General features: G+C 70.5%; 18 protein-coding genes. 9 read left to right on the plus strand and 9 right to left on the minus strand.

The window, feature by feature from the left end:
• Positions 1-79 precede the first annotated feature (79 nt).
• A complete protein-coding gene (locus tag BLR21_RS29795; protein ID WP_090011135.1) occupies positions 80-3439 on the plus strand; it encodes an ATP-dependent helicase in 3360 nt (1119 codons plus the stop codon).
• A 511-nt stretch (positions 3440-3950) separates the two neighbouring features.
• Here the strand turns inward: BLR21_RS29795 and BLR21_RS29800 are convergent.
• Both BLR21_RS29800 and BLR21_RS29805 read right to left on the minus strand, forming a co-directional pair.
• Positions 3951-4487 (minus strand): hypothetical protein, encoded by a 537-nt coding sequence (locus BLR21_RS29800; RefSeq protein WP_176929853.1) that lies wholly within the window; start codon positions 4485-4487, stop codon positions 3951-3953.
• Between the two features lie 76 nt (positions 4488-4563).
• Positions 4564-4944 (minus strand): DoxX family protein, encoded by a 381-nt coding sequence (locus BLR21_RS29805; RefSeq protein ID WP_090011139.1) that lies wholly within the window; start codon positions 4942-4944, stop codon positions 4564-4566.
• 62 nt (positions 4945-5006) lie between these two features.
• On the opposite strand from BLR21_RS29805, the gene BLR21_RS29810 reads away from it, so the two are divergent.
• Both BLR21_RS29810 and BLR21_RS29815 read left to right on the plus strand, forming a co-directional pair.
• On the plus strand, positions 5007-6566 hold the full coding sequence (locus tag BLR21_RS29810) for a M20/M25/M40 family metallo-hydrolase (RefSeq protein ID WP_276526501.1): 1560 nt from the start codon (positions 5007-5009) through the stop codon (positions 6564-6566).
• The gene (locus BLR21_RS29815) at positions 6563-7606 is read left to right on the plus strand and encodes a potassium channel family protein (protein ID WP_090011143.1); all 1044 of its coding nucleotides are present in this window, start codon (positions 6563-6565) and stop codon (positions 7604-7606) included. The genes BLR21_RS29810 and BLR21_RS29815 overlap by 4 nt, the downstream gene beginning before the upstream one ends.
• 31 nt (positions 7607-7637) lie before the next feature.
• Here the strand turns inward: BLR21_RS29815 and BLR21_RS29820 are convergent, their stop codons facing one another.
• The 3 genes from BLR21_RS29820 to BLR21_RS29830 form a co-directional block, all read right to left on the minus strand.
• Entirely contained in the window at positions 7638-8132 is a 495-nt protein-coding gene (locus BLR21_RS29820) for an RICIN domain-containing protein (RefSeq protein WP_176929854.1), read from the minus strand.
• A 150-nt stretch (positions 8133-8282) separates the two neighbouring features.
• A complete protein-coding gene (locus tag BLR21_RS29825) occupies positions 8283-8738 on the minus strand; it encodes a hypothetical protein (RefSeq protein WP_143027916.1) in 456 nt (151 codons plus the stop codon).
• A gap of 43 nt (positions 8739-8781) precedes the next feature.
• Positions 8782-9354 (minus strand): single stranded DNA-binding domain-containing protein, encoded by a 573-nt coding sequence (locus tag BLR21_RS29830; protein WP_090011151.1) that lies wholly within the window; start codon positions 9352-9354, stop codon positions 8782-8784.
• Between the two features lie 80 nt (positions 9355-9434).
• Here BLR21_RS29830 and BLR21_RS29835 point away from each other — a divergent pair, with 80 nt between their 5' ends.
• Both BLR21_RS29835 and BLR21_RS29840 read left to right on the plus strand, forming a co-directional pair.
• Positions 9435-10103, plus strand: coding sequence for a response regulator transcription factor (locus tag BLR21_RS29835; RefSeq protein ID WP_090011153.1), 669 nt, complete (start codon positions 9435-9437; stop codon positions 10101-10103).
• Positions 10100-11368: a sensor histidine kinase gene (locus BLR21_RS29840; protein WP_090011155.1), complete on the plus strand. Its 1269-nt coding sequence runs from the start codon at positions 10100-10102 to the stop codon at positions 11366-11368. Before BLR21_RS29835 ends, BLR21_RS29840 begins: the two co-directional genes overlap by 4 nt.
• Here the strand turns inward: BLR21_RS29840 and BLR21_RS29845 are convergent.
• From BLR21_RS29845 to BLR21_RS29860, 3 genes are all read right to left on the minus strand, one after another.
• A complete protein-coding gene (locus BLR21_RS29845) occupies positions 11365-12258 on the minus strand; it encodes a neutral zinc metallopeptidase (RefSeq protein ID WP_090011156.1) in 894 nt (297 codons plus the stop codon). The two genes, BLR21_RS29840 and BLR21_RS29845, sit on opposite strands and share 4 nt — an antisense overlap.
• A 12-nt stretch (positions 12259-12270) precedes the next feature.
• Positions 12271-13476: a neutral zinc metallopeptidase gene (locus tag BLR21_RS29850; RefSeq protein ID WP_276526502.1), complete on the minus strand. Its 1206-nt coding sequence runs from the start codon at positions 13474-13476 to the stop codon at positions 12271-12273.
• 117 nt (positions 13477-13593) lie between these two features.
• The gene (locus BLR21_RS29860) at positions 13594-14631 is read right to left on the minus strand and encodes a neutral zinc metallopeptidase (protein ID WP_256335019.1); all 1038 of its coding nucleotides are present in this window, start codon (positions 14629-14631) and stop codon (positions 13594-13596) included.
• Positions 14632-15009: 378 nt separating this feature from the next.
• On the opposite strand from BLR21_RS29860, the gene BLR21_RS29870 reads away from it, so the two are divergent.
• The 4 genes from BLR21_RS29870 to nudC are packed head-to-tail and all read left to right on the plus strand — an operon-like array spanning position 15010 to position 20275.
• Positions 15010-16644 (plus strand): DUF2207 domain-containing protein, encoded by a 1635-nt coding sequence (locus tag BLR21_RS29870; RefSeq protein ID WP_090011278.1) that lies wholly within the window; start codon positions 15010-15012, stop codon positions 16642-16644.
• A 9-nt stretch (positions 16645-16653) separates the two neighbouring features.
• A complete protein-coding gene (locus BLR21_RS29875) occupies positions 16654-17937 on the plus strand; it encodes a M16 family metallopeptidase (RefSeq protein WP_090011160.1) in 1284 nt (427 codons plus the stop codon).
• A complete protein-coding gene (locus BLR21_RS29880) occupies positions 17934-19322 on the plus strand; it encodes a M16 family metallopeptidase (RefSeq protein ID WP_090011162.1) in 1389 nt (462 codons plus the stop codon). Before BLR21_RS29875 ends, BLR21_RS29880 begins: the two co-directional genes overlap by 4 nt.
• Positions 19319-20275: an NAD(+) diphosphatase gene (gene nudC, locus BLR21_RS29885; RefSeq protein WP_090011164.1), complete on the plus strand. Its 957-nt coding sequence runs from the start codon at positions 19319-19321 to the stop codon at positions 20273-20275. Before BLR21_RS29880 ends, nudC begins: the two co-directional genes overlap by 4 nt.
• On the opposite strand, the gene BLR21_RS29890 is transcribed toward nudC, so the two are convergent.
• Complete coding sequence (locus BLR21_RS29890; RefSeq protein WP_256335027.1) at positions 20264-21274, minus strand: DUF2399 domain-containing protein; 1011 nt, start codon at positions 21272-21274, stop codon at positions 20264-20266. The two genes, nudC and BLR21_RS29890, sit on opposite strands and share 12 nt — an antisense overlap.
• Between the last annotated feature and the right edge of the window lie 58 nt (positions 21275-21332).

Here is a 21332-nt window from a genome sequence, read left to right on the forward strand (position 1 = left end):
TTTCAGGCGTTCGAACTGTCGGCGAACACACCGTCCCGGGTGGTGCGGACGCGTCCGGCCCGGGTAGGAAGATGTACTGGTGACCGTCAGCCCGTTTGAGATCGCTGAGGCGCTCGGGCTGAACAAGCCGACACCCGAGCAGGCCGAGGTGATCGCCGCGCCCGCGCAACCCGCGCTGGTCATCGCGGGCGCCGGAGCAGGCAAGACCGAGACCATGGCCGCACGCGTGGTGTGGCTGGTCGCGAACGGGCTCGTGCTGCCCGACCGCGTGCTCGGCCTGACGTTCACGCGCAAGGCCGCGCGCCAGCTCGCGGACCGCGTGCGTGCGCGGCTGCGCAGGCTGGCCGGATCGTCCCTGCTGGACGATCTCGACCCCAGCGGCGAGCGCAAGATGGCCGTGCTGACCGGCGAGCCTGTGGTGCTGACGTACCACGCCTACGCGGGCCGCCTGGTGACCGAGCACGGGCTCCGGTTGCCGGTGGAGCCCGGCGTGCGGCTGCTGACGCAGACGGCGTCATGGCAGCTCGCGCACCGGGTGGTGTCGACGTGGGCTCGCGACCTCGACACGGACAAGGTGCCGGCGACGATCACCGGGTACCTGCTGTCGCTGGCCGGAGAGCTGGGCGAGCACCTGGTGACGCCCGAGGCGTTGGAAGCGCACGCCCTCGAGTTCTGCGCGCTGGTCGAGAACGCGCCCCGCGCGCCCCGCCAGCGGGACGCGTTGCCGGAGAAGCTACGCGAGATCGTTGCGGCGCAACGGTTGCGGATCGCGATGCTGCCGTTGCTGGACGCGTACCAGCAGCGTAAGCGCAAGGAAGCCGCGCTGGACTTCGCGGACCAGATGTCGCTGGCCGCGCAGCTCGCCGGGTTCGACGAGGTGTCCACCGGGGAACGCGAGCGGTACGGCGCCGTCCTGCTGGACGAGTACCAGGACACCGGGCACGCGCAACGCGTGTTGCTGCGGTCGTTGTTCGGCGACGGCGAGCCGATGCCGGTGACGTCCGTGGGCGACCCGGCGCAGGCCATCTACGGCTGGCGCGGGGCGTCGGCCGCGAACCTGCCGCGCTTCGCCGACGACTTCCCGCCGACGAAGAAGTTCGGGCTGCTGACCAGTTTCCGCAACCCGCCGGAGGTGCTCGAACTCGCCAACGCCGTCTCGTTGCCGTTGCGGGAAGCCGGCCTGGACGTCGACGAGCTGCGCGCGAGGCCTGGCGCCGGACCGGGTGACGTCCGGCTCGCGTTGCACGCCGACATCCGCCAGGAGCTCGACTGGATGGCGGACAACGTTGCGGCGCAATGGGAAGCGCACCTCGACACCGAGGGCGTGCCGCCGACCGCGGCCGTGCTGGTGCGCCGCCGTTCGGACATGGCCGCCATCGCCGCGGCCCTGCGCGAACGAGGCCTGCCGGTCGAGGTGGTCGGCCTCGGCGGCTTGCTGGACGAACCCGAGGTGCGCGACCTGGTGTCGGCCCTGAGGGTGCTCGTCGATCCCCTGGCGGGCACCGCCGCCGCCCGCCTCCTGACCGGCTCGCGCTGGCGCCTGGCCGCCGTCGACCTGGCCGCGCTGTGGTCGCGGGCCCGCGACCTGGCGGGCGTCGCACCGCGACAGTCCGTTGTGGACGATCCGCTGATGGTGCTGGCGGACGCGTTGCCCGGCGAACACGCCGAACAGGCAGGCCTGGCCGACGCCCTGGACGACCCAGGTGACCCGGACGCTTACTCCACCGACGGCTACCGGCGCATCCGGCGGCTCGGCGGCGAGCTCGCGGCGTTGCGGCGCAGACTCGACCAGCCACTGCCCGAACTCGTGGCCGACGTGGAACGCACCCTGCTGCTGGACATCGAGTCGATGTCACGCCCCGGCATGGTCGGCCGCGCCCACCTCGACGCCTTCTCCGACGTCGTGACGGACTTCGCCGCCGCGTCCCCGTCCGCCACACTCCCGTCGCTGCTCGACTACCTCTACACGGCCGAACACGCCGAAGACGGCCTCGAACCCGGCGAGGTAGAGGTCTCCGAAGACCGCGTGCAGATCCTCACCGTCCACTCGGCGAAGGGCCTGGAGTGGCACATCGTCGCGCTGCCGCACCTGGTCCGCGACGTGTTCCCGGGCCGCAAGAAGTCCTCGTGCTGGCTCAAGTCCGTGACCGAACTGCCGGCCCCCCTGCGCGGCGACTCGGCCGACCTGCCCAAGCTGAAACTGTCCGCCGGCTACAACCGCAAAGAGGTCGACGAGGCGCTCACCATCCACGCCGAGGAGTTCGAGGAACGCCGCCTCGTCGAGGAACGCCGCCTCTTCTACGTGGGCGTAACCCGAGCCGAGCATAGCCTGCTGATGTCGGGCCACTGGTGGGCCGAGGCAGGCGGCAAGCCCAAGGGCCCATCGATCTTCCTGCAGGAAATGCACGAGGTCCTGCAGCGCGACAACCCGCCCGGCGACGTGTCCAGCTGGGCACCCGAACCGGACCCGGACACCCCGAACCCACTGGCCGAGGACGTGAAGTCGTCCATCTGGCCGGCAGACCCCCTAGGCAAACGCCGCGACGCCGTAGTCGAAGGCGCCCAGCTAGTCCTGGCCGCCCTAGACGCCCTGCGCAACGCCCCACCGGCACCACTGCCGCTGATCTTCGAAGACCCCCCAGCCGAGATCCTCGACGAGGACTACCCACCCCCCACCGACGAGCCCCCGGACGACGACCTCCCGCCAGAGCCCGAACCACTCCCGGACGACGTCGTCCCAGACGACCCGGAAATGCCCCTCGACGAGGACCCAGACGGCTGGGCCAGAGACGTAGACGTCCTCCTGGCCGAACGAGCCGCCTCCCAGAACCGCAGAGAACAGGTGGCCCTACCAGACCACCTCTCGGTCTCACAGCTGGTGGAACTGGCCAAAGACCCAGACCTACTGGCCCGCCGCCTACGCCGCCCACTCCCGTTCCCACCGAACCCCCTGGCCCGCCGAGGCACGGCCTTCCACACGTGGCTGGAAAACCGCTTCGGCGCCACCCGCCTACTAGACATCGACGACCTCCCAGGCGCAGGCGACGCCGACGCGGCACCGGACGCGGACCTGGAACGCCTGAAGGAGTCGTTCCTGGCCAGCGCCTGGGCAGACCGAACACCGCACGACGTGGAAGTGCCATTCGAGGCGGAGTTCGACGGCATCTCAGTCCGCGGCCGCATGGACGCCGTATACCGAGACCCCGACGGCTGGACCGTCGTGGACTGGAAGACGGGCGCAGTCCCGGACGCCGAGGCCCTGCCAGCCCTGTCCGTACAGCTCGCCGCGTACCGGCTGGCGTGGGCGGCCCTGATCGGCGCGCCGCTGGAGCAGGTGCGAGCCGCTTTTCACTACGTGCGGCACGACCACACGGTGCGGCCGGCGGACCTGCTGGACGAGCAGGGCCTGAAGGACTTGATCCGCTCGGTTGGGTCGTGATCCGCTCGGTTGGGTCGTGATCCGCTCAGTGGGGTTGTGATCCGCTCGGCGGGGTTGTGATCCGCTCGGTGGAGATCGGTGGAGAGGACCTGATCCGCTCGGCGGGTCATGATCGCGAGTCATGATCGCGAGTTGTCCACAGGTTGCGGCTTTTTGACCTGCGGTTATCTTCTGGTGGGTAGCCTGTGGATAGCCGGGAACCTAAGTCGCGTTTCACTCGTTGCGTGACAAGGAAGCGCGCGGGGGCAGCAGCAGACCAGCCTCCGTCCGGCCCGGTCGTCATCAGGACGATGTGCGAGGGCTGCGGTGTCTCGATCGCGAGTGTCTCGATCGCGCGCGTGGGCTGCGGCGGCTGTCGGCCTGGGTGCGTGTCTCGGGTTCGCGGGCTGCTGCGGCGGCTGTCGGCGTGGGTGCGGTGTCTCGGGTTCGCGGGCTGGCGACGTTGGTTGAGCGACATGGCTCGGTTCTGCGGGTCGGCTCGGCCCAGCGCTGGACTCGCCCTACTGCCGGCTCAACCCTGCGAACTGCCCGCAGGCGCGTGCGACGCCTTCAACACCCGCTCATACAGCACCTCGAGCAGCCACCGCCCGAACAGCGACGGCCCGAACTCGGGCGACCGGTCCTCCGGCGGAACCATCAACTCGGCCCCGCTGTCGTCGCCCACGACGACGCCGATGCCGTAGTAGTCGAGTTCGATGAAGGACCAGGCCTGCGACTCGTCGGTGCGGGGGAGCATCACCGCGCACGGGGCCAGGGTCAGGAGGGTGCCGCAGGACTGGAGGGCGCGGTCCGTCGTGGACTCGCTCACCAGGACGCCGACCAGTTCCACGGCGGCCACGGGGAGGCGGTCGTGTGCTTCTGGCTCGAACCACGAGCGGAACCACGACGGGTCGGCTCTCGGGGGCCAGCCGTTCTGGGTTCTCCACTCGTGCACTTCGGGCAGCAAACGCACTACCGCGGACACCTGCTGGCCCAGGACGGCGACGTCGGGGACGACGACTCCGTCCCAGCCGAGTGAGGTCGCGGCGCGCTGGAGGAGCGTTTGCACAGGGCGCATCCTAAGGTTCCTCGCGCAGAAAATGACAGCGTTTGCGGGATACTTGGTTAAGGATTACCCAGGGTGGTCATGGGGAGGCTTTCGCCACTTTCCACGCCCATGCGACGAGCGGGATCTGCAGTGGCAGGCGGCCGTAGGCGATGGCGCGGGCCTTGGGGGATTTGTCCCGGAAATCCAGAGCCATTTTCACGTTTGCCGGGAACACGGCCACGAACAGTGCGACAGCCGCGAAGGCGCCCAGACGGCGGGTTCGAGGGGTGGCCACTGCGGCGGCCACGGCCAGTTCGGCGGCACCTGACGCGTACGTCCACTGCCTTGGGGTGCCGGGCAGCGAGCGGGGGACGATCGCGTCGTAGTACTTAGGCCTGGTGAAGTGGGTTGCTCCGGCCAGGCCTAGCAGTGCGGCGAGCGCCAGCGCCGACCGCGCTCGGGAACGGGTTGGTTCCATGGCGTCACCCTGTCATGCCTACGCCGCGTAGGCGAGACGGGGCTGGCCTATTCTCCACTGCCGTGGCAGGTGATTCTCGTCATTCCGAACGCCCCGAACTCCCAGAACGCCCCGAACGCGCAGAACACCCAGAACTCCCCGAACGCCTAGAGCGCGCCGAACGCCCAGAACGCCCCGAACGCCCCGAACGCGCCGCACGCCCAGAACGCGCCGAACGCCCAGAACGCGCCGCAATCGCCGCGCTGACCGACTCCTTCGTGGCCGGGCTCTGCGAGTGGATCAAAATTCCGAGCATCGGCGTCGACCCGACCCATCACCCTGACGTGCGGAGATCCGCCGAGTGGCTGGCGAACGCGCTGCGCGAGGACGGCTGGCCGGAGGTCGAGGTCTGGGGTGACGGGCCGGCGCTGCCTGCCGTCTTCGCCTGCTGGCCGGCGGACGATCCGGACGCGCCGACCGTGCTCGTTTACGGGCACCACGACGTGCAGCCGGTCGATCCGCCCGAGAGGTGGGACCACCCGCCGTTCGAGCCCGTGATCAGCGGCGATGAGATCCGGGGGCGTGGCGCGAGTGATGACAAGGGGCAGGTCGCGATGCACCTGCTCGCGGTCAAGGCGCATCTTGCGGCCACCGGGCAGAATGCGCCGAGCGTCACGCTGAAACTCTTCGTCGAAGGCGAGGAGGAATCGGGATCGCCTCATCTGCGAAAGCTGCTCGAAGATCACGAAGCCGAACTCGGCTGTGATCTTGTGGTGTTCACCGACACGGCATTGCACGAACGTGACGCGCCGACGGTCACCACTGGGCAAAGGGGTGTTCTCGGCGCCGAAATCACGTTCGAGGGCGGCACGGACGACGTGCATTCCGGGCGTGCGGGCGGTGCGATTCCGAACCCCGCGACGGCTCTCGCGAAACTGATCGCCGCGCTGCACGACGACGACAACAGGATCCGGCTCGAAGGGTTCTACGACGACGTCCGGGAACCGTCCACAAAGGAACGTGAGGACTACGCCGCGCTGCCGTTCGACGAGCAGAAGTGGCTTCAGGGCAACGGTGGCGGCGCCCAGGCGACCCACGGTGAGACCGGCTACAGCACGCTCGAACGGATCTGGGTCCGGCCCACCGCCGAGGTCAACGGCATCAGCGGCGGCTACACCGGCCCCGGCCTGAAGACCATCGTCCCCGCTACCGCCACCGCGAAGATCAGCTTCCGGCTCGTGCCCGACCAGCACCCGGAGAAGGTCGCGCAGCAGCTCAGCCGGTTCGTCGCCGAGCACACCCCGCCGGGCATCACGGCGCGGGTCGGCTTCAGGGGTGAAGGCGTGCCGCCGTACGCGATCAGCCCCTACGATCCGGCCAACGCCGCCGTCAAGGAGGCCATGGAGCTCGCGTTCGGCCGGCCCGTCCGGTTCGCGCGGGCCGGTGGTTCCGGGCCGGCGGCGGTGCTCCAGCAGCGACTCGGGGTGCCCCTCGTCTACCTCGGCGCGACCTTGCCGGATGATCGCGTCCACGCGCCGAACGAGCGCGTGGTGGTGCCGGTGCTCCTTCAAGGCGCGGAGGCGGCTGCTCACCTGTGGCGGATGCTTGCCCAAGCGGAGATCGCGAAGAGGTTGTCCCGATGAGCCTGTCTGATGAAGCGTCGCACTCGCTCGTCGGCGTGATCAGGATGCCGGACAAGGTCGAGAGCCCTGTCCGCGCGATCCTGAAGCGCGTCATCGGCGCGATGGCGGCGCTGCTGCTTGCGGTGATGATCGTCTACCTGGACCGTGACGGCTATCGCGACGTGAACGAGGACGGCGTCTCGCTGCTCGATGCGTTCTACTACGCGACGGTCTCTCTCTCGACGACCGGCTACGGCGACATCACGCCCGCGTCGTCGTCAGCGCGGCTGGTCAACGTTCTGGTCATCACGCCGTTGCGGGTCCTGTTCCTGATCGTGCTGGTCGGCACGACACTCGAAGTTCTCACGGAGCGCTCCCGTCAGGCGTTGCGCATTCAAAAGTGGAGGCGGATCGTGCGTGACCACGTCGTAGTCGTCGGCTACGGCACTAAGGGGCGTTCGGCGGTCACGGCGCTGCTCGGCGACGGTGTCGACCCCGGCTCGATCGTCGTCGTCGACACCGTGCAGGAGTCGCTGGACGCGGCGTCCGCCAAGGGGCTGGTCGTTGTGCATGGGTCCGGTACGCGCAACGACGTGCTGAGGGTCGCCGGTGCGGCCCGTGCGCGCGCGATCGTCGTCGCGCCGAACCGGGACGACACGGCGGTGCTGGTGACGTTGACGGCCCGCGAACTCGCGCCCAAGGCGCAGATCGTGGCGTCGGTGCGGGAACGGGAGAACGAGCACCTGCTCAGGCAGTCCGGTGCCGACTCGGTGGTCGTGTCGTCCGAGACGGCCGGTCGCCTGCTCGGCATGGCCACCGCGACGCCGTCCGTCGTGGCGATGGTGGAGGACCTGCTCACGCCCGACGCGGGGCTGGCGATCGCCGAGCGGGACGTCGAGAAGAGCGAGATCGGCGGATCGCCGCGGCACCTGCCCGACATCGTGCTCGGCGTGGTGCGGAGCGGGACGCTGTTCCGGGTGGACGCTCCGGAGGCCGACGCGATCGAGCCGGGAGACCGGCTGCTCTACATCAAGAAGGTGACTCCGCCCGGCGAGGAGTAGCCGGTGCCCGCCGGGGCGGGCACCGGGCACATCAGAAGTTCGGCCGGGTCCATGCCTGGTCCAGATAGGGCCCGCACTCGAACTGCACGATCTGGGTGCCGTCGGCGTCCCCGCGGCTGAGCAGGCACTTGCCGCTGTTGACGTTCTTCAGGTAGAGCCCGGAGGTGTGGTAGGGGTAGCTCACCGCCCGCCAGTACTGGTCGGCGAAGTCCAGACAGGTGAACTGGACGGCGGGTGAGTTGTTGTCGTTGCCGCGGACCAGCAGGCACTTGCCGCTGTTCTCGTTGCGGATCTGGAACTGCTGTGATCCCTTGTCGACGAAGTTCCACTTCTGATCGACGAAGTCCAGGCACTGGTACTGGACGGCGGGCGCGTTGTCGTCCCCGCCCTGGACCAGGGCGCACTTGCCGCTGTTCACGTTCTTCAGCCGGTAGCCGGCTGCCGCGCCGGCGGGCTGGGCGACGCCGGTCAGGGCGAGTGTTACGCCGAAGAAGATGATCGCGGTTCTGCTTCTTGCACGCTTCAAGGAGTCCCCCAGGCTGAGAAGAGGGGGCATGGTGCTCGGCTGGTTGCGACATGCCCTCAGCCTCAGCGGACCTCGCTGCCCCCAGGACAGGTCCACAGAGGACGTTATGGCGAGATGCCGCAGCGCGGAATAGGCCGAACGACGCAATCGTCAGGAAGCCGGCCCCGGTCGGCGAGGAGTAGGCAGCACGGCCGGTGCGCGCAGAGGCGCGTAGCGGAAGAGGAACGCGTAGAAGCCGCCCGCCAGCGCTGCCATGCACAGCAGCAGCGCGGTGAGGCGGCGCCCGATCGGAAGTCCGACGGGCTGTGAGGCGGCGGAGGACACCATGTCGCCGCCGGTGTTGACGATCTCGACGGTCTCGCCCTTGGTGTGACCGCAGCCGTCGAGCTTGGCCTGCTTCTTCTCGCCGCCGGCGTCCCACTCGACGGTGTCCATGCCCTGGCCGCATGAGCCGCTCTCGACGACTGTCGCCGGCACGGGTCTAGGGGGTTCCTCGGCGCCCAGCACGCTGGCGGGCACCAAAAGCGCGACCGCGACCCCGATCCCGACCAGTCCGACGACCAGCAGGATGAACACCCATCTGTCCGGGCTTCGCGGAACCGCCACACTGCGATGTTCGCAGACGCGGCGGCCCGCGTGGAGCCCAGGTTTATTTCGGCAGCTGACGCAGTTGCTCGACCTTGATGGTCTTGCCGTCGGTCACCGAACCGCTCACGGCCACGAGATCGCCGTTCTTCGGCTTCTCGGTCACCGCGGACAGGTCCAGCGACGTCTGCAGTCCGTCGACCTGGATCAACGTCGCGTTGTCGCCGTTGACGTCCTTGACGGTGCCCCGCGCCTGGGCCTTCGCCAGCGCCACGTGCAGCGCCTTGCCGTCCTTCACGCGCACGGTCACGCGCTGGTCAGCCTTGAGCCCGGCGAGGTCGCCCCCGCGCAGCTTGGTGGAGCTGTCAGTGGTCAACGACACCTCGCTGCCGTCGTCCTTGGTGATCGTGAGCTTGCCGGTCTCGACCGACTTGACCCGGCCGATGACGAGCGTGCTGTCCTTGAGCTTGGCCTTGTCCGGACGGCCGGGCTTGCCGGGGCCGCCGAGGTGGCGCTCCGCGAACGCCGCGTTCGGTGGGCGGTCGGGACCTTCGGCCGCCGTCGCGACCGCGATGCCGCCGACGGTGAGGCCGACGGCCGCGACGATGGCGCCGGCCCACGCTGATTTCTTCGACATGCGCATCAGCGTGCGCGTGCATTCTGAGCGCAAGCTGAAGGCGAGTCGCCCGAAGTCCCGATGATCAGCAGAATGGTGAGGTGTCCGCCAGGGTGTTGGTGATCGAGGACGCCGAGGCGATCGGTGCCGCGGTGTCTTCCGCGCTGCGTGAGTCCGGGTACGACGTGCAGCACCGCCTGGACGGGCGCCAGCTGGAGGCCGACCTCGGTCGCTTCCGCCCCGACCTGGTCGTGCTCGACGTCATGCTGCCCGGCCGCGACGGCTTCCAGTTGCTCGAGGTCATCCGCCGCTCGTCCGGCGCCGGCGTGGTCATGCTGACCGCCCGCGACGGCGTGCCGGACCGGCTGCGCGGGCTGTCCGGAGGCGCCGACGACTACGTGGGCAAGCCGTTCGTGCTGGCAGAGCTCGTGGCACGGGTGTCGGCGGTGCTGCGCCGCCTCGGCCGCACGCCGTCGACCGTGCAGGTCGGTGACCTGGTCGTGGACGCTGACGCCGGTGTCGTCATGCGCGCCGACCGGCCGATCGACCTGACCGCGACCGAACTGCGGCTCCTGGTGTACCTGGCGGCTCAGCGCGGGCGCGTGGTGTCCAAGACGCAGATCCTCACGGCCGTGTGGGGCTACGAGGACTACGACCCGAACCTGGTCGAGGTCCACGTCAGTGCCGTGCGTCGCAAGATCGAGGAACACGGCACAAGGCTCGTGCACACCGTTCGCGGCCTTGGGTACGTGCTGCGGGCCGAGGAATGAACCTCCGCACGGTCTCGTTGCGCCGCCGGGTGGCGGTGTCCGTGCTGCTGGTGCTGTTCCTGGTGCTCGTGGCGCTGGTGATCTCGGTCGACCGGACGTTCGCCGGGCAGTCCTCCAGGGACGTCGACGGCGTGCTGAACAACGCCGGGGCGCGTGCGGTGGAGATGCTGAGGAACGGCAGGCGTCCGGCCGAGGTCGTCGGCGTGCTGACGAAGCGGAACATCCACGTCACCATCGAACTCCCCAACGGCACGACCGTCGGCAGCGCGCCCGTAGAGGGGCAGTTCGAGCGCCAGGTCCGCAACGTCCAGCGCAACAAGGTCACCCTCTACGCCGACACCGAAGCGATCTCGCAGGCCCAGCACAGGCTGCGGAAACTGCTGCTGATCCTGGGACTCGCGGCGATCGGCATCACCGGCGCGCTGATCGTCGTGGTGGTACGCAGGGCGCTGGCGCCGCTGGACGCCATGACCTCGCTGGCCCAGGCCATCGCCGCCGGGCATCGGGGCGGACGGCTCAACCCGTCCAGGACCGACACCGAGCTGGGACGGACCGCGGCCGCGTTCGACGGCATGCTCGACTCGCTGGAGGGCTCCGAACAGCGAACACGGCGGTTCGTCGCCGACGCCGCGCACGAGCTGAGGACGCCTATCACCGGCGTGCAGGCCGTGGCCGAGGCGCTCGTGCAGGCTCCTGTCGACTCGCCCGATCGCGACCAGATGTCGTTCCTGCTGGTCAGGGAAGCGAGAAGAGCCGGACGGCTGGTGGACGACCTGCTCGCCCTCGCCCAGCTCGACGCCGGGTACGAGATGCAACGCGAGTCGGTGGACCTGCTGGGCCTCGCCGAGGCCGAGGTGTCCAGGACCCGCTTCGTGGCGCCGGACTTCGACATCGCGGCCGAGGGCGTCTCGGTCGCGGTGGTCGGGGACGGGCAACGGCTCGCGCAGGTGCTCGCGAACCTCGTCGACAACGCCCGGCAGGCGACCGGTCCACAGGGGACCGTCCGGATCCGGGTCGACCTGACCGGGTTCACCGTGTCCGACAACGGGCCGGGCGTGCCCGAGGCCGAACGCGAGCGGATCTTCGACCGGCTGGTGCGGCTCGACTACGCGCGCGACCGGCGTTCGGGCGGCTCCGGGCTGGGCCTGGCCATCGCCCGTGGCGTGATTCGCGCTCACGGTGGGGACCTGACCTGCGAACCCTCCGAGCAGGGCGCGGTGTTCCGCGTGGTGCTGCCCGTCGACCAGCAGACCGATCCGCGTTAGCCGACCTGGGCCGGGGAGGCCGCGAAGGTGTTGCAGGCGTCCGTCGAGTTCGCCTTGAAGCCCGCGGCCGCCCAGTGCGCCTGGTTCTTGGCGGAACCGTGCGCGTTGTTCTCGGGCTTCTCCTCGATCGCGAACTGGAAGTCCTCCTGCGCCTGCCGCGCGAGACCCGCCGTCAGCGAACCACGACCGGCCGCCGAGCTCAGGAACATGCCCGCGAAGCAGTTCGCCTGCAGTTCGATCCGCCGCGACATCTCCAGGCCCGCCGGGGTCTTCTCGCCCGCGTCGGTGATCTTCAGGTCCGCCGCCCGCAGCAGGCCCGTCAGCGCCTGGACGTGGTGGCCGTACTCGTGCGACAGCGTGGCCAGGTGCGTCGCGGGGGCGTCGCCGCCGCCGTTGTCGCGCAGGCGGGACGTCGGCATGTAGATCGTGCGGTTGCGGCCGCAGTAGTAGGCCACCGCGTGATCGGACTCCGGGGCCTGGCCGCACGGGCCGTCCTTCAGGACCGGCGACGCGTCCAGCTCCGGCCTGTCGAACGGCAGGTTCGCCGCCTTCAGCAGCGGGCCCCAGGCGGTGTCCAGGCACTCGACGCCGGCCGCGTAGTAGGCCGCCAGCTGCCTGTCCGAGGTGCCGAACTGGGGCAACGCGCAGGTCACCGGGTTCAGCGAGACCGGCTTCACCAGCAACGGGTGGTCGGCCAGGCGGAAGACCGCCCGCGGCCGGATCGGCGTCGACGGCTCCGTCGGGGGAGTCGACGCCGGGCGCGAACTGGCCAGGGCGTGGCCGGCGACCACTCTGGGACGGCTCAGTTGACCGATTCCGAGGACGAACGCGACCACCAGCACGAACACTCCCGCGAACAGGACCGGGTTGTTCTTGGCCGGTTGGGTCACGTGCTCCCCTTCTTAGGAGACGGCGCCGGGATCGGCTGCCCAGGTGTTGCAGTCGGATGCCTTGTTCGACCTGTAACCACGGTCGACCCAGGTCGCGTTGTTCTCCGGGCTGCCGTGGTCCTTCGTCGGGTAGATGTCGTAGTCGCCCCGGCTGCCCGCGTCGGTCAGCGCCACCCGGATCACCTCGATCGGAATCGCTCCGTGCGACAACGGGGCCAGCGACATGCCTCCGAAGCAGGTCGCCTGCAGCTCCATCCGGCGGTTCAGGTCGAGGCCCTTCGGAGTATCCCACCCGCCCGCGTCGTACTGCGCGCGGTCCGAGGCTTTGAGCATTCCGGTCAGCCACTGGATGTGGTGGCCGTACTCGTGGGCGAGCTGGCCCAGGTACTTGCCGGGGTGGTTCGGGTTCTTCGGGTTGCGTTCGGCCGCGTAGGCGTTCGCCGTCCAGTAGATGCCGCCCTGGCAGTACCGCGCCGTCTGGTCCGGGCGGACCGTGCCGCACGGGTACTGCGCGGTCTCGGTGATGACGTGCAGCTCGACCGGCTGGTACGGCAGGTTCGCGGCGTTCAGCGCCGGCTTCCACATGCTCTCGATGCACGGCAGCGCGGCGCGCAGGAAGCGGTCCTGGCCGGCCGGGGAGTAGTCCATCGCCGGCAGCGCGCAGCCGGACACCGTGTTCGCGCCGAAGCCCGGCTTGAGGAACGGGTGGTCCGCCAGCGCGTAGACGGCCTTCGGGCCCGCCGGGGTCGCCGGTGCGGACGGGGTGCGCGACGCCGACGCGCGCGGTGCGCTGCTCGTCGTCGCTGGGGCCTCCGTCGTGGTCGGGAGGGTGAACGTCGGGCTGTACGTCGTGTAGTTCGAGTAGCCCGCGTCCTCCACCTTCTTGTTCAGGGTCGCCGCGAAGACACCGACCGCGCCGAGGCCGAGGACCACGACACCGCCCAGGATCAGGGCGATCACCGGGCCGTTGCTCCTGCGGCGCGGCGGCATCGGCGGGTACGGGCCGTAGCCGGGAGGCGGGCCCCACGACGGCTGCGGCGGCGGCATGACCTGGCCGTGCGGGGGCGGCGGGCCGTAGTAGCCGGGCGGCGGACCCTGCGGCGGGCCGTACGGAGGCGGTGGGCCCTGTGGCGGACGCTGCCCGAGCGGTGCGGGCATCGGTGGCGGGCCTACCGGGCGCGGCGGCGGCCAGTTGCCCGGTGGCGGTGGTTGCGTCATCGCCTGAGGTCCCCCCAATGGTCATCCTGGGTCGGGTACGAGCATAGGCGGACCGGGATCACGCCGGGCTGACGCGTCCCGTCCACCTCCTTGGGACGCACGGGCCGGGGGATCGGTTCACGAGACGTCCGCGGAGCTCGCCGCCCACGTGTTGCACGCGTTGATCTTGTTCTTCTTGTGGCCGTGCATCACCCAGCGGTCGTTGTTCGGCGCGCTGCCGTGGTCCGGCCTGCGGTTGTAGTCACCGCGCTTGCCCGCGTCGCTCAACCCGGTGTTCACGACCTCCATCGGCACGACGTTCTTGTGCGAGAACGGCGCCAGCGTCATGCCGCCGAGGCAGGTGGCCTGCAGCTCCAGCCTGCGGTTGAGCTCCAGGCCCTTCGGGGTGTCGAAACCGCCGACGTCGTACTGGGCCTGGTCGGCGGCGCGCAGCATGCCGGTCAGCCACTGGACGTGGTGGCCGTACTCGTGGCTGAGCTGGCCGAGGTAGACGCCGGGGTGCCGGACCGTCGTGCCGCCCTCGTTCGCGTAGTAGTTGCCGGGCCAGTAGATGACGCCGCGGCAGAACATCGCCGTCGCGTTGTTCTGGCGCGAACCGCATGGCGTCTGCGTGGTGCCGGTGAACACCTGCAGCTCGGCCGGCTGGTACGGCAGGTTGGCGGCCTTGAGCGCCGGCTGCCACGCCTTCTCGATGCACGGCAGCGCGGCTTCGAGGAACCGCTTCTCGCCCGCGGGGCTGTATTCCATCCGCGGCAACGGGCACGAGTCGAAGTCGTTCGCGCCGATGTTGGTGCTGAAGATCGGGTGGTCGGCGAGCTTGTAGACCGCTTTCGGGCCCACCGGGGTCTGCTGCGTGCTCGGCGTGCGGGTCGACGAGGTGCGTGTGGACGCCGTCGTGGTGGTCGTTGTCGTCGTCGTAGCCGACGTGTAGGTCGGGCTGTAGGTCGTGTAGTTCGAGTAGCCCGTGTCCTTCACCTTGTTGTTCAGCGCCGCCGAGAAGATGCCGATCGCGCCCAGGCCGAGGATCACGACGCCGCCGAGGACGAGCGCCAGGACCGGGCCGCTGTTGCTCCTGCGGGGTGGCGCCATCGGGTAGGGCGGTGGTGCGAACGCGCCGGGGTGCGGGTGGCCCCACGTCGGTTGCGGTGGAGGCATCACCGGACGCGGCGGCGGCATCATCGGCCGCGGTGGTGGGAGTGGCATGCGGCCGGGCGGCGGGCCGTACGGAGGAGGCGAGCCCATGGGTGGGCCGTAAGGAGGTGGCGGTCCCACCGGCGGACGCGCACCGTGCGGCGGCCCCATCGGAGGCGGCGGTCCCATCGGTGGACGCGCACCGGGCGGAGGCCCCTGACCGGGGCGGGGAGGCATCGGCGGACCGTACGGCGGTGCGGCGGGCACAGGCGGCGGGCCCACCGGGCGTGGCGGCGGCCGATTGCCTGGCGGCGGTGGTTGTGTCATCGCCGAAGATCCCCCAGATGGCGTCTGTTCGAAAGTCCGCCGGAGCATATGAGGACTCCGCTATTGTCCGCAGCCGTGTTGAAGAACTGGGGTGCGGCGATCTTCGTCGCCGTCGCGCTGACGTCCGTCACGTCTCTCGGGACGGCGGCCGGCGCGCACGCGCAGCCGCTTCCCGGCACCGTCAGCACCGAGGTGCGGATGAAGCTGGAGCGCGACGCCCGGCTCTCCGTCACCGAGACCGTCCAGGTGCCGGATGGCAAGATCGTCAAGCGCACCGTCCCCTTGCGACTCGCGGCCGGTGACGATCTGGAGCGCCAGTACCGGGTCACCGACGCCAAGGTCGAGGGCAAGGGCAGCACCTCCACCGACGACGACAGCTTCTCCGTCACGCTCGAGGGCGGCCAGTCCACGCTGACCTACACGGTCGTCGGCGCCGTCGCCCCCGTCGGTGACGCGCTGGAGGTCCGCTGGCAGGTCGCGGGCGGCTGGGACACCGAGCTGGACAAGGTCGCCGTCTCCTTCTCCGCACCCGACTCGCCGACGTCGGTCAACTGCCTCGCGGGCCCGGTCGGCTCGTCGCAGCCGTGCACGAGCGCGGACCTCGCGGACGGCAAGGGCGTGCGGGCGCAGGAGATCAAGCTCGGCGCCGGCGAACGCGTCGACGTCGCGATTGGACTGTCCGCCGGGGTCGTGCCCCCGAACGCCGTGGTGGTCGAGCAGTCCGGTCTCGCGGCCGCGTTCGCGCTCACGCCGGCCAGCGGTGCCGCGCTCGGCGGGCTGCTGGTGTTGCTGCTCGGCGGTGTCACGCTGCTCTGGTACCTGCGCGGCCGGGACGCGGCGGCGCTCGCGAGCGAGGTCGGCGCGGTCTCCGTGCTGGTCCGCGACCAGGACAACCGGGTCGCCTTCGCCTCTCCGGACGGCGTGCTGCCCGGTCAGGTCGGCACCGTCGTCGACGAGCACGTGGACGTCGTCGACGTGACCGCCACGGTCATCGACCTCGCCGTGCGCAACTACCTGTGGATCACCGAAACCGACGGCCACGACTGGCAGATCGTGCGCCGGAACCCGGTGGACGACTCGTTGTCCGGCTACGAGAAGGCAGTCTGCGAGGCGCTGCTGCCCCAGGGCGCGGACGCGGTGAGCGTGTCCGCGCTGCGCGGCCGGCAGATCGACCTCGCGCATGTGCGTGACCGCCTCTACTCCGACGTCGTGGAGAAGCGCTGGTTCGTGCGCCGCCCGGACGCCGAGCGGAACCTGTTCTGGTGGGCCGGCATCGTGGTCGCGGTGCTCGGCGTGGCCGCCACGGTCGTGCTGGCGCTGACGATCGGCAACGCGCTGTTCGGGCTCGTCGTCGCGGCCGGCGGTGTCGCGCTGGCGTTCGGCGCACGGTCGATGCCCGCCCGCACCAAGCGCGGCAGCGAGTTGCTGGAGCACGTCCGCGGCCTGCGCGGCTACCTCGCCGGGGTGACGCCGGAGGACGTTCCCGAGGCCGACCGCGAGCTCGTGTTCTCCCGGTCGCTGCCGTACGCGGTGGTGCTCGGCGAGACCGACCGCTGGATCGGCACGTTCGGTCAGCAGGACCTCTACTGGTACGGCAACTCGGGAACCGGCTCGGACTTCCGGCGCAGCTTCCCGGCGTTCCTCGGGGCTCTCGACGGCGTGCTCGCCCAGGCGGGCCACCTGCGATCGCTCCGGACGCCGAACCCGTAGTCTTGCGCCATGGCCTCACCCGAACTGCACAGGTTCACGTTGCCCAACGGCCTGCGGGTGGTGCTCGCCCCCGACGCCAGCGCACCGGTCGTCGGCGTCAGCGTGCACTACGACGTCGGCTTCCGTTCCGAGCCGGAGGGGCGCACCGGGTTCGCGCACCTGTTCGAGCATCTGATGTTCCAGGGCAGCGAGAGTCTGGAGAAGCTCGCCCACTTCCGGCACGTGCAGTCGTCGGGCGGCACGTTCAACGGGTCCACGCACCCCGACTACACCGACTACTACCAGGTGCTGCCGTCCGCGGCCCTGGAGCGGGCGCTGTTCCTCGAGGCGGACCGCATGCGCGCGCCGAAGCTCACCGAGGAGAACCTCCGCAACCAGATCGACGTGGTGAAGGAGGAGATCCGGCTCAACGTGCTGAACCGCCCGTACGGCGGGTTCCCCTGGATCCTCCTGCCCGCGGTGCTGTTCAACACGTTCGCCAACGCGCACAACGGTTACGGCGACTTCGTCGACCTGGAAAGCGCGACGGTCGACAACTGCGCGGAGTTCTTCGACACCTACTACAGCCCGGCGAACGCGGTGCTGACGGTGGCGGGCGACCTCGACGTCGAGACCACGAAGGCATTGGTGGAGAAGCACTTCGGTGACGTGCCCGCGCGGCCGCGCCCGGAGCGTCCCTCGTTCGCCGAGCCCGCCCCGCAGGGCGAGGTGCGGCATGAGCACGGCGACGCGCTGGCCCCGCTGCCCGCGATCGCGATCGGCTACCGCGTCCCCGACCCGGTCACCGACATCGACGGCTACCTCTCCTACCTCGTCCTCGCCGGTGTGCTGGCGGACGGCGACGGCTCGCGCCTGCAGCAGCGCCTGGTGCACCAGGAGGGCATCGTGATCGACCTGAACGCCGGCTGCGGCCTGTTCGGTCCGCTCGAGGCCCGCGACCCGGACACGTTCAGCATCACCGCGATCCACGCCGCCGAGGTCTCCGCCGACCAGGTCGTCGCGGCCATCGACGAGGAACTGCAGAAGCTCGCCCAGGAGCCGCCGTCGGCCGAGGAGCTCGCGAAGGTCACCGCCCGCTGGGCGTCGACCATGCACAAGGAGCACGACCGGCTCACGAACCGCACGCTGGGCCTCGGCTCGGCGGAGCTGCTGTTCGGCCGCGCCGAGCTGATCTACGAACTGCCCGAGCGGATCGCGTCGGTGACCGTCGACGAGGTGTCGGCCGCGGCCAAGGCGCTGCGTCCCGACTCCCGCGCCCTTCTGTTCGTCAAGCCCACCGGAGGAGCTCAGTGACCGCCGCCAAGACCCATCGCTCGGCAGACGAGATCGGCCGTACCGAGGCCGGTCCCCGTCCGCTGCCGGAGCTGGGATCGCAGAAGGTGGCCGTAGAGCTGTCCACTGTGGACACCACGCTGCCGAACGGCCTGCGTGTCATCGCCGTGCGCCGCGCCACGGTGCCGATGGTCGAGGTGCGGCTGCGCGTCCCGTTCGCGGACCCGGCCGGCAGCAGCGTCGGCTCCCAGCACGCCGCGGTGGCCGAGATCCTCGCGAACACCGTGCTGACGGGCACCGAGAAGCGTTCGCGCGTGCAGATCGACACCGAACTGGCGCTGGTCGGCGGCGAGCTCGACGCCATGGTCGACCCGGAGCGCCTGAGCTTCACCGGCAACGCCCTGGCCTCGGGCCTCGGCACGGTGCTGGAGGTGCTGGCCGACGTCCTGACCGGCGCCTCCTACCCGGCCGAGGAACTGGAGCGCGAGGGCGCCCGCCTGGTCGAGCGCATCACGATCGCCCGCTCGCAGCCGAGCGTCATCGCGCGTGAGGCGTTGCAGAAGGTCCTGTACGGCGACCACCCGTACGCGAAGGAGATGCCGGAGGCCGACGAGGTCGCCGCCGTCACCCGCGACGCCGTGGTGGCGTTGCACGGCAAGGCCTTGCTGCCGCGCGGCTCGGTCCTCGTCGTCGTCGGCGACGTCGAGCCGGCCGACGCCGTGGCCCAGATCGGCGAGGCGCTGGGGGCGTGGCAGGGCGACGGCGAGGCCGTCCAGCTGCCGCCGCTGCCGAAGGTGTCCGGTGGTGACCTGGTGCTCGTGCACCGCGCCGGTGCCGTGCAGTCGCAGATCCGCCTTGCGGCGCAGGCGATCCCGCGCACCGACGAGCGCTACCCGGCGCTGCAGCTCGCGAACCTGGTCTACGGCGGGTTCTTCTCGTCGCGCCTGGTCGAGAACATCCGCGAGGACAAGGGCTACACCTACAGCGCCCGGTCGCACCCCGAGTTCACCGTGCACGGCGCGACGTTGCTGATCGACGCCGACACGGCCTCGGACGTGACGGCGGCGGCGCTGCTGGAGACCCGTTACGAACTGGCGCGCCTCGGCCTCGTGCCGCCGTCGGAGTCCGAAGTGGACACCGCGCGCAGCTACGCCGTCGGCACGCTGCTCACCAGCACGTCGTCGCAGGGCGGCCTGGCGTCGTTCCTGGTGAACCTCGTCGCACTCGGTCTCGGCCTCGACTGGCTCGTGGCGCACCCGCAGCGCCTCGCGGCCGTCACGCCGGAGCAGGTGGCCGCGGCCGCGCTGGAGTTCTTCGCTCCCGGCAACTTCACCGGCGTGCTCGTCGGTGACGCCGAGACGCTCAAGCCGAAGCTGGCCGCGTTGGGCGGGGTCTCGTTCCAGTGAGTTTCGAACTAGTCGGTCTGCCCGCGCTGTCGCGGTTCGCGGTCGACCGGGGCGAGCCGTTGCGCGGCGACGAGGAGAAGCTCGCCGCGCTCTGGCCCAAGGCCCGGATGATCGTGGTGGACACGCGCGGCCGCACGCTGGTCGCCGATCGCGGCACGCGGCTGGCCGACCGGCCGGCCCTGGAGTTCGGTGACCAGCCGCCCGTGAACGCCGTCCTGCTCGGTGAGCAGGACGGCGTGGCCTGGTTCGCCGTGCTGATGCCCGCCGAGGACGACGAGCCCGTGCCGCCCAGCCGTGCCTGGGGCCTGCCGGAACTCACGGACGACCCGCAGTGGCTCGACCTGCGGCAGGCCGGCGCGACCCTCGACGACATGTCGGCCGGGCTGTTCACCACGGCCGCCGCGTTGTTCCAGTGGCACCGGCTCGGCAAGTACTGCGCCAAGTGCGGCGCCAGGACGGTGCTGGAGAAGTCCGGCTGGACGTCGGTCTGTTCCGGCTGCGAGCGGGAGGAGTACCCGCGCACCGACTCGGCGGTGATCTGCCTCGTCCACGACGGCGCCGACCAGGTCCTCGTCGCTCGCGGGCCGGAGTGGCCGGAGGGCCGCTTCTCCGTGCTGGCAGGGTTCGTCGAGGCCGGCGAGTCGCTGGAAGGCTGCGTGGCGCGGGAGATCGCCGAGGAGGTCGGCATCTCGGTGCGCGACATCCGGTACCTCGGGTCCCAGCCCTGGCCGTTCCCGCGGTCGTTGATGATCGGGTTCGAGGCCGTGGCCGATCCCGCCGAGCCGTTGCGGCTCGCCGAGGGCGAGATCGCCGAGGCCAAGTGGGTGTCGCGGGCCGACGTCCGCAAGGCGATCGAGGAGCCGGGCAGCGTTCCCGGACTCGGCCTCGCCGGTGGCGCGTCGATCGCGTTCCGGATGCTGCAGAGCTGGTCGGGCGCCGCTTCAGAGGAGTGACGGCAGCACGTGCTCCTCGGTGACCATCAGGCCCGTGGTCGCCATCGTGCCGGCCAGGTCGGGGTCCCAGCTCGCGGTTTCCGGCCTGCTGCTGAGCGTCGGCAGTTCGACGCCGCGCGCGATCAGCGTGGCGACGGCCTCGCGGTAGTCGGCTGCGGACATGCGCCACGCCGTTCCGCCGGTCCAGGCGAGGATCTCGTTCGTGGTGCGGATGCCGTCGGGCGTGAAGTCGTGGTGGCACCGGACGGTCCTGCCGTCGAGGTGGTGCTTCGCCTGCGGCGTCAGGCCGTCCGGGAGCACCACCAACGGGCCGGGCACGTCGGATTCGAGCAGGCGCGGCGACCGGACGACGGTGACCGCCTGGGCGTCAAGGGTGTCGTTGAGCGTCAGGTAGCCCTGTGAGGTGAGGACGGGACCGCTGTAGGCGTCGGGCAGGACGCCCACACGTTCCCAGTCGGTACCGGCCAGCTGCAGGGCCCTGCCGACGATGCGGGTCAACGGGCGGCCCTCGTCCAAGTCGTTGCCCGCCAAGGCGAACCGCGTGGTCCACTGGCGCGGTTCGGGACTGAGCTTCGCGAGGATCGCCGCGGCCTGGTTCGCGATCATCGGCAACGCCGGCTGCGGGATCTTGCCGTACCTGCGGACGTGCTCGACCCACTCGGCGGCCCACGGACGCGACAGCAGACCGTGCTCGCGCAACGCGAACTTGAGGACGGCGGCCGCGGTCGAGGACTCCTCGGCCGCCGACATGCCGAGTGGCCTGCCGTGCACCGCTTCCAGGACCTCGGGCAGCGAGCTCCCGTGCGCGCGGACGTGTTCGTCCAGGCGTGCCAGCGAGATCTGCCGGCGGGCCGGGTGGGCGATCGGCTTGCGCAGGAGCTCACCCAGGACGGCGGCGGTGCTCGCGTCCTCGACGCGGAAGCTGAACGCCGACCGGCCGCCGCCCTCCATCGTCTCGCGCGCGAGACGCCAGAACTCCGCGAGCTCGGGCTGGTCCATGTTCACGCCACCACCCTAGTTCGCCGTGCACCGATGCCGGTTCTCCCCGCCGGCCACC

Source organism: Lentzea albidocapillata subsp. violacea, from assembly GCF_900100275.1.
In the GTDB taxonomy this organism is placed as follows: Bacteria; Actinomycetota; Actinomycetes; order Mycobacteriales; family Pseudonocardiaceae; genus Lentzea; species Lentzea violacea.

What these genes read in the sequence shown, in the direction of transcription:
- BLR21_RS29805 (WP_090011139.1), bottom strand. Translation starts at nt 4,944, where the DNA reads ATGGAACCAACCCGTTCCCGAGCGCGGTCGGCGCTGGCGCTCGCCGCA.
- BLR21_RS29815 (WP_090011143.1), top strand. Translation starts at nt 6,563, where the DNA reads ATGAGCCTGTCTGATGAAGCGTCGCACTCGCTCGTCGGCGTGATCAGG.
- BLR21_RS29860 (WP_256335019.1), bottom strand. Translation starts at nt 14,631, where the DNA reads ATGCCTCCACCGCAACCGACGTGGGGCCACCCGCACCCCGGCGCGTTC.
- BLR21_RS29850 (WP_276526502.1), bottom strand. Translation starts at nt 13,476, where the DNA reads ATGACGCAACCACCGCCACCGGGCAACTGGCCGCCGCCGCGCCCGGTA.
- BLR21_RS29840 (WP_090011155.1), top strand. Translation starts at nt 10,100, where the DNA reads ATGAACCTCCGCACGGTCTCGTTGCGCCGCCGGGTGGCGGTGTCCGTG.
- BLR21_RS29875 (WP_090011160.1), top strand. Translation starts at nt 16,654, where the DNA reads ATGGCCTCACCCGAACTGCACAGGTTCACGTTGCCCAACGGCCTGCGG.
- BLR21_RS29830 (WP_090011151.1), bottom strand. Translation starts at nt 9,354, where the DNA reads ATGTCGAAGAAATCAGCGTGGGCCGGCGCCATCGTCGCGGCCGTCGGC.
- BLR21_RS29890 (WP_256335027.1), bottom strand. Translation starts at nt 21,274, where the DNA reads ATGGACCAGCCCGAGCTCGCGGAGTTCTGGCGTCTCGCGCGCGAGACG.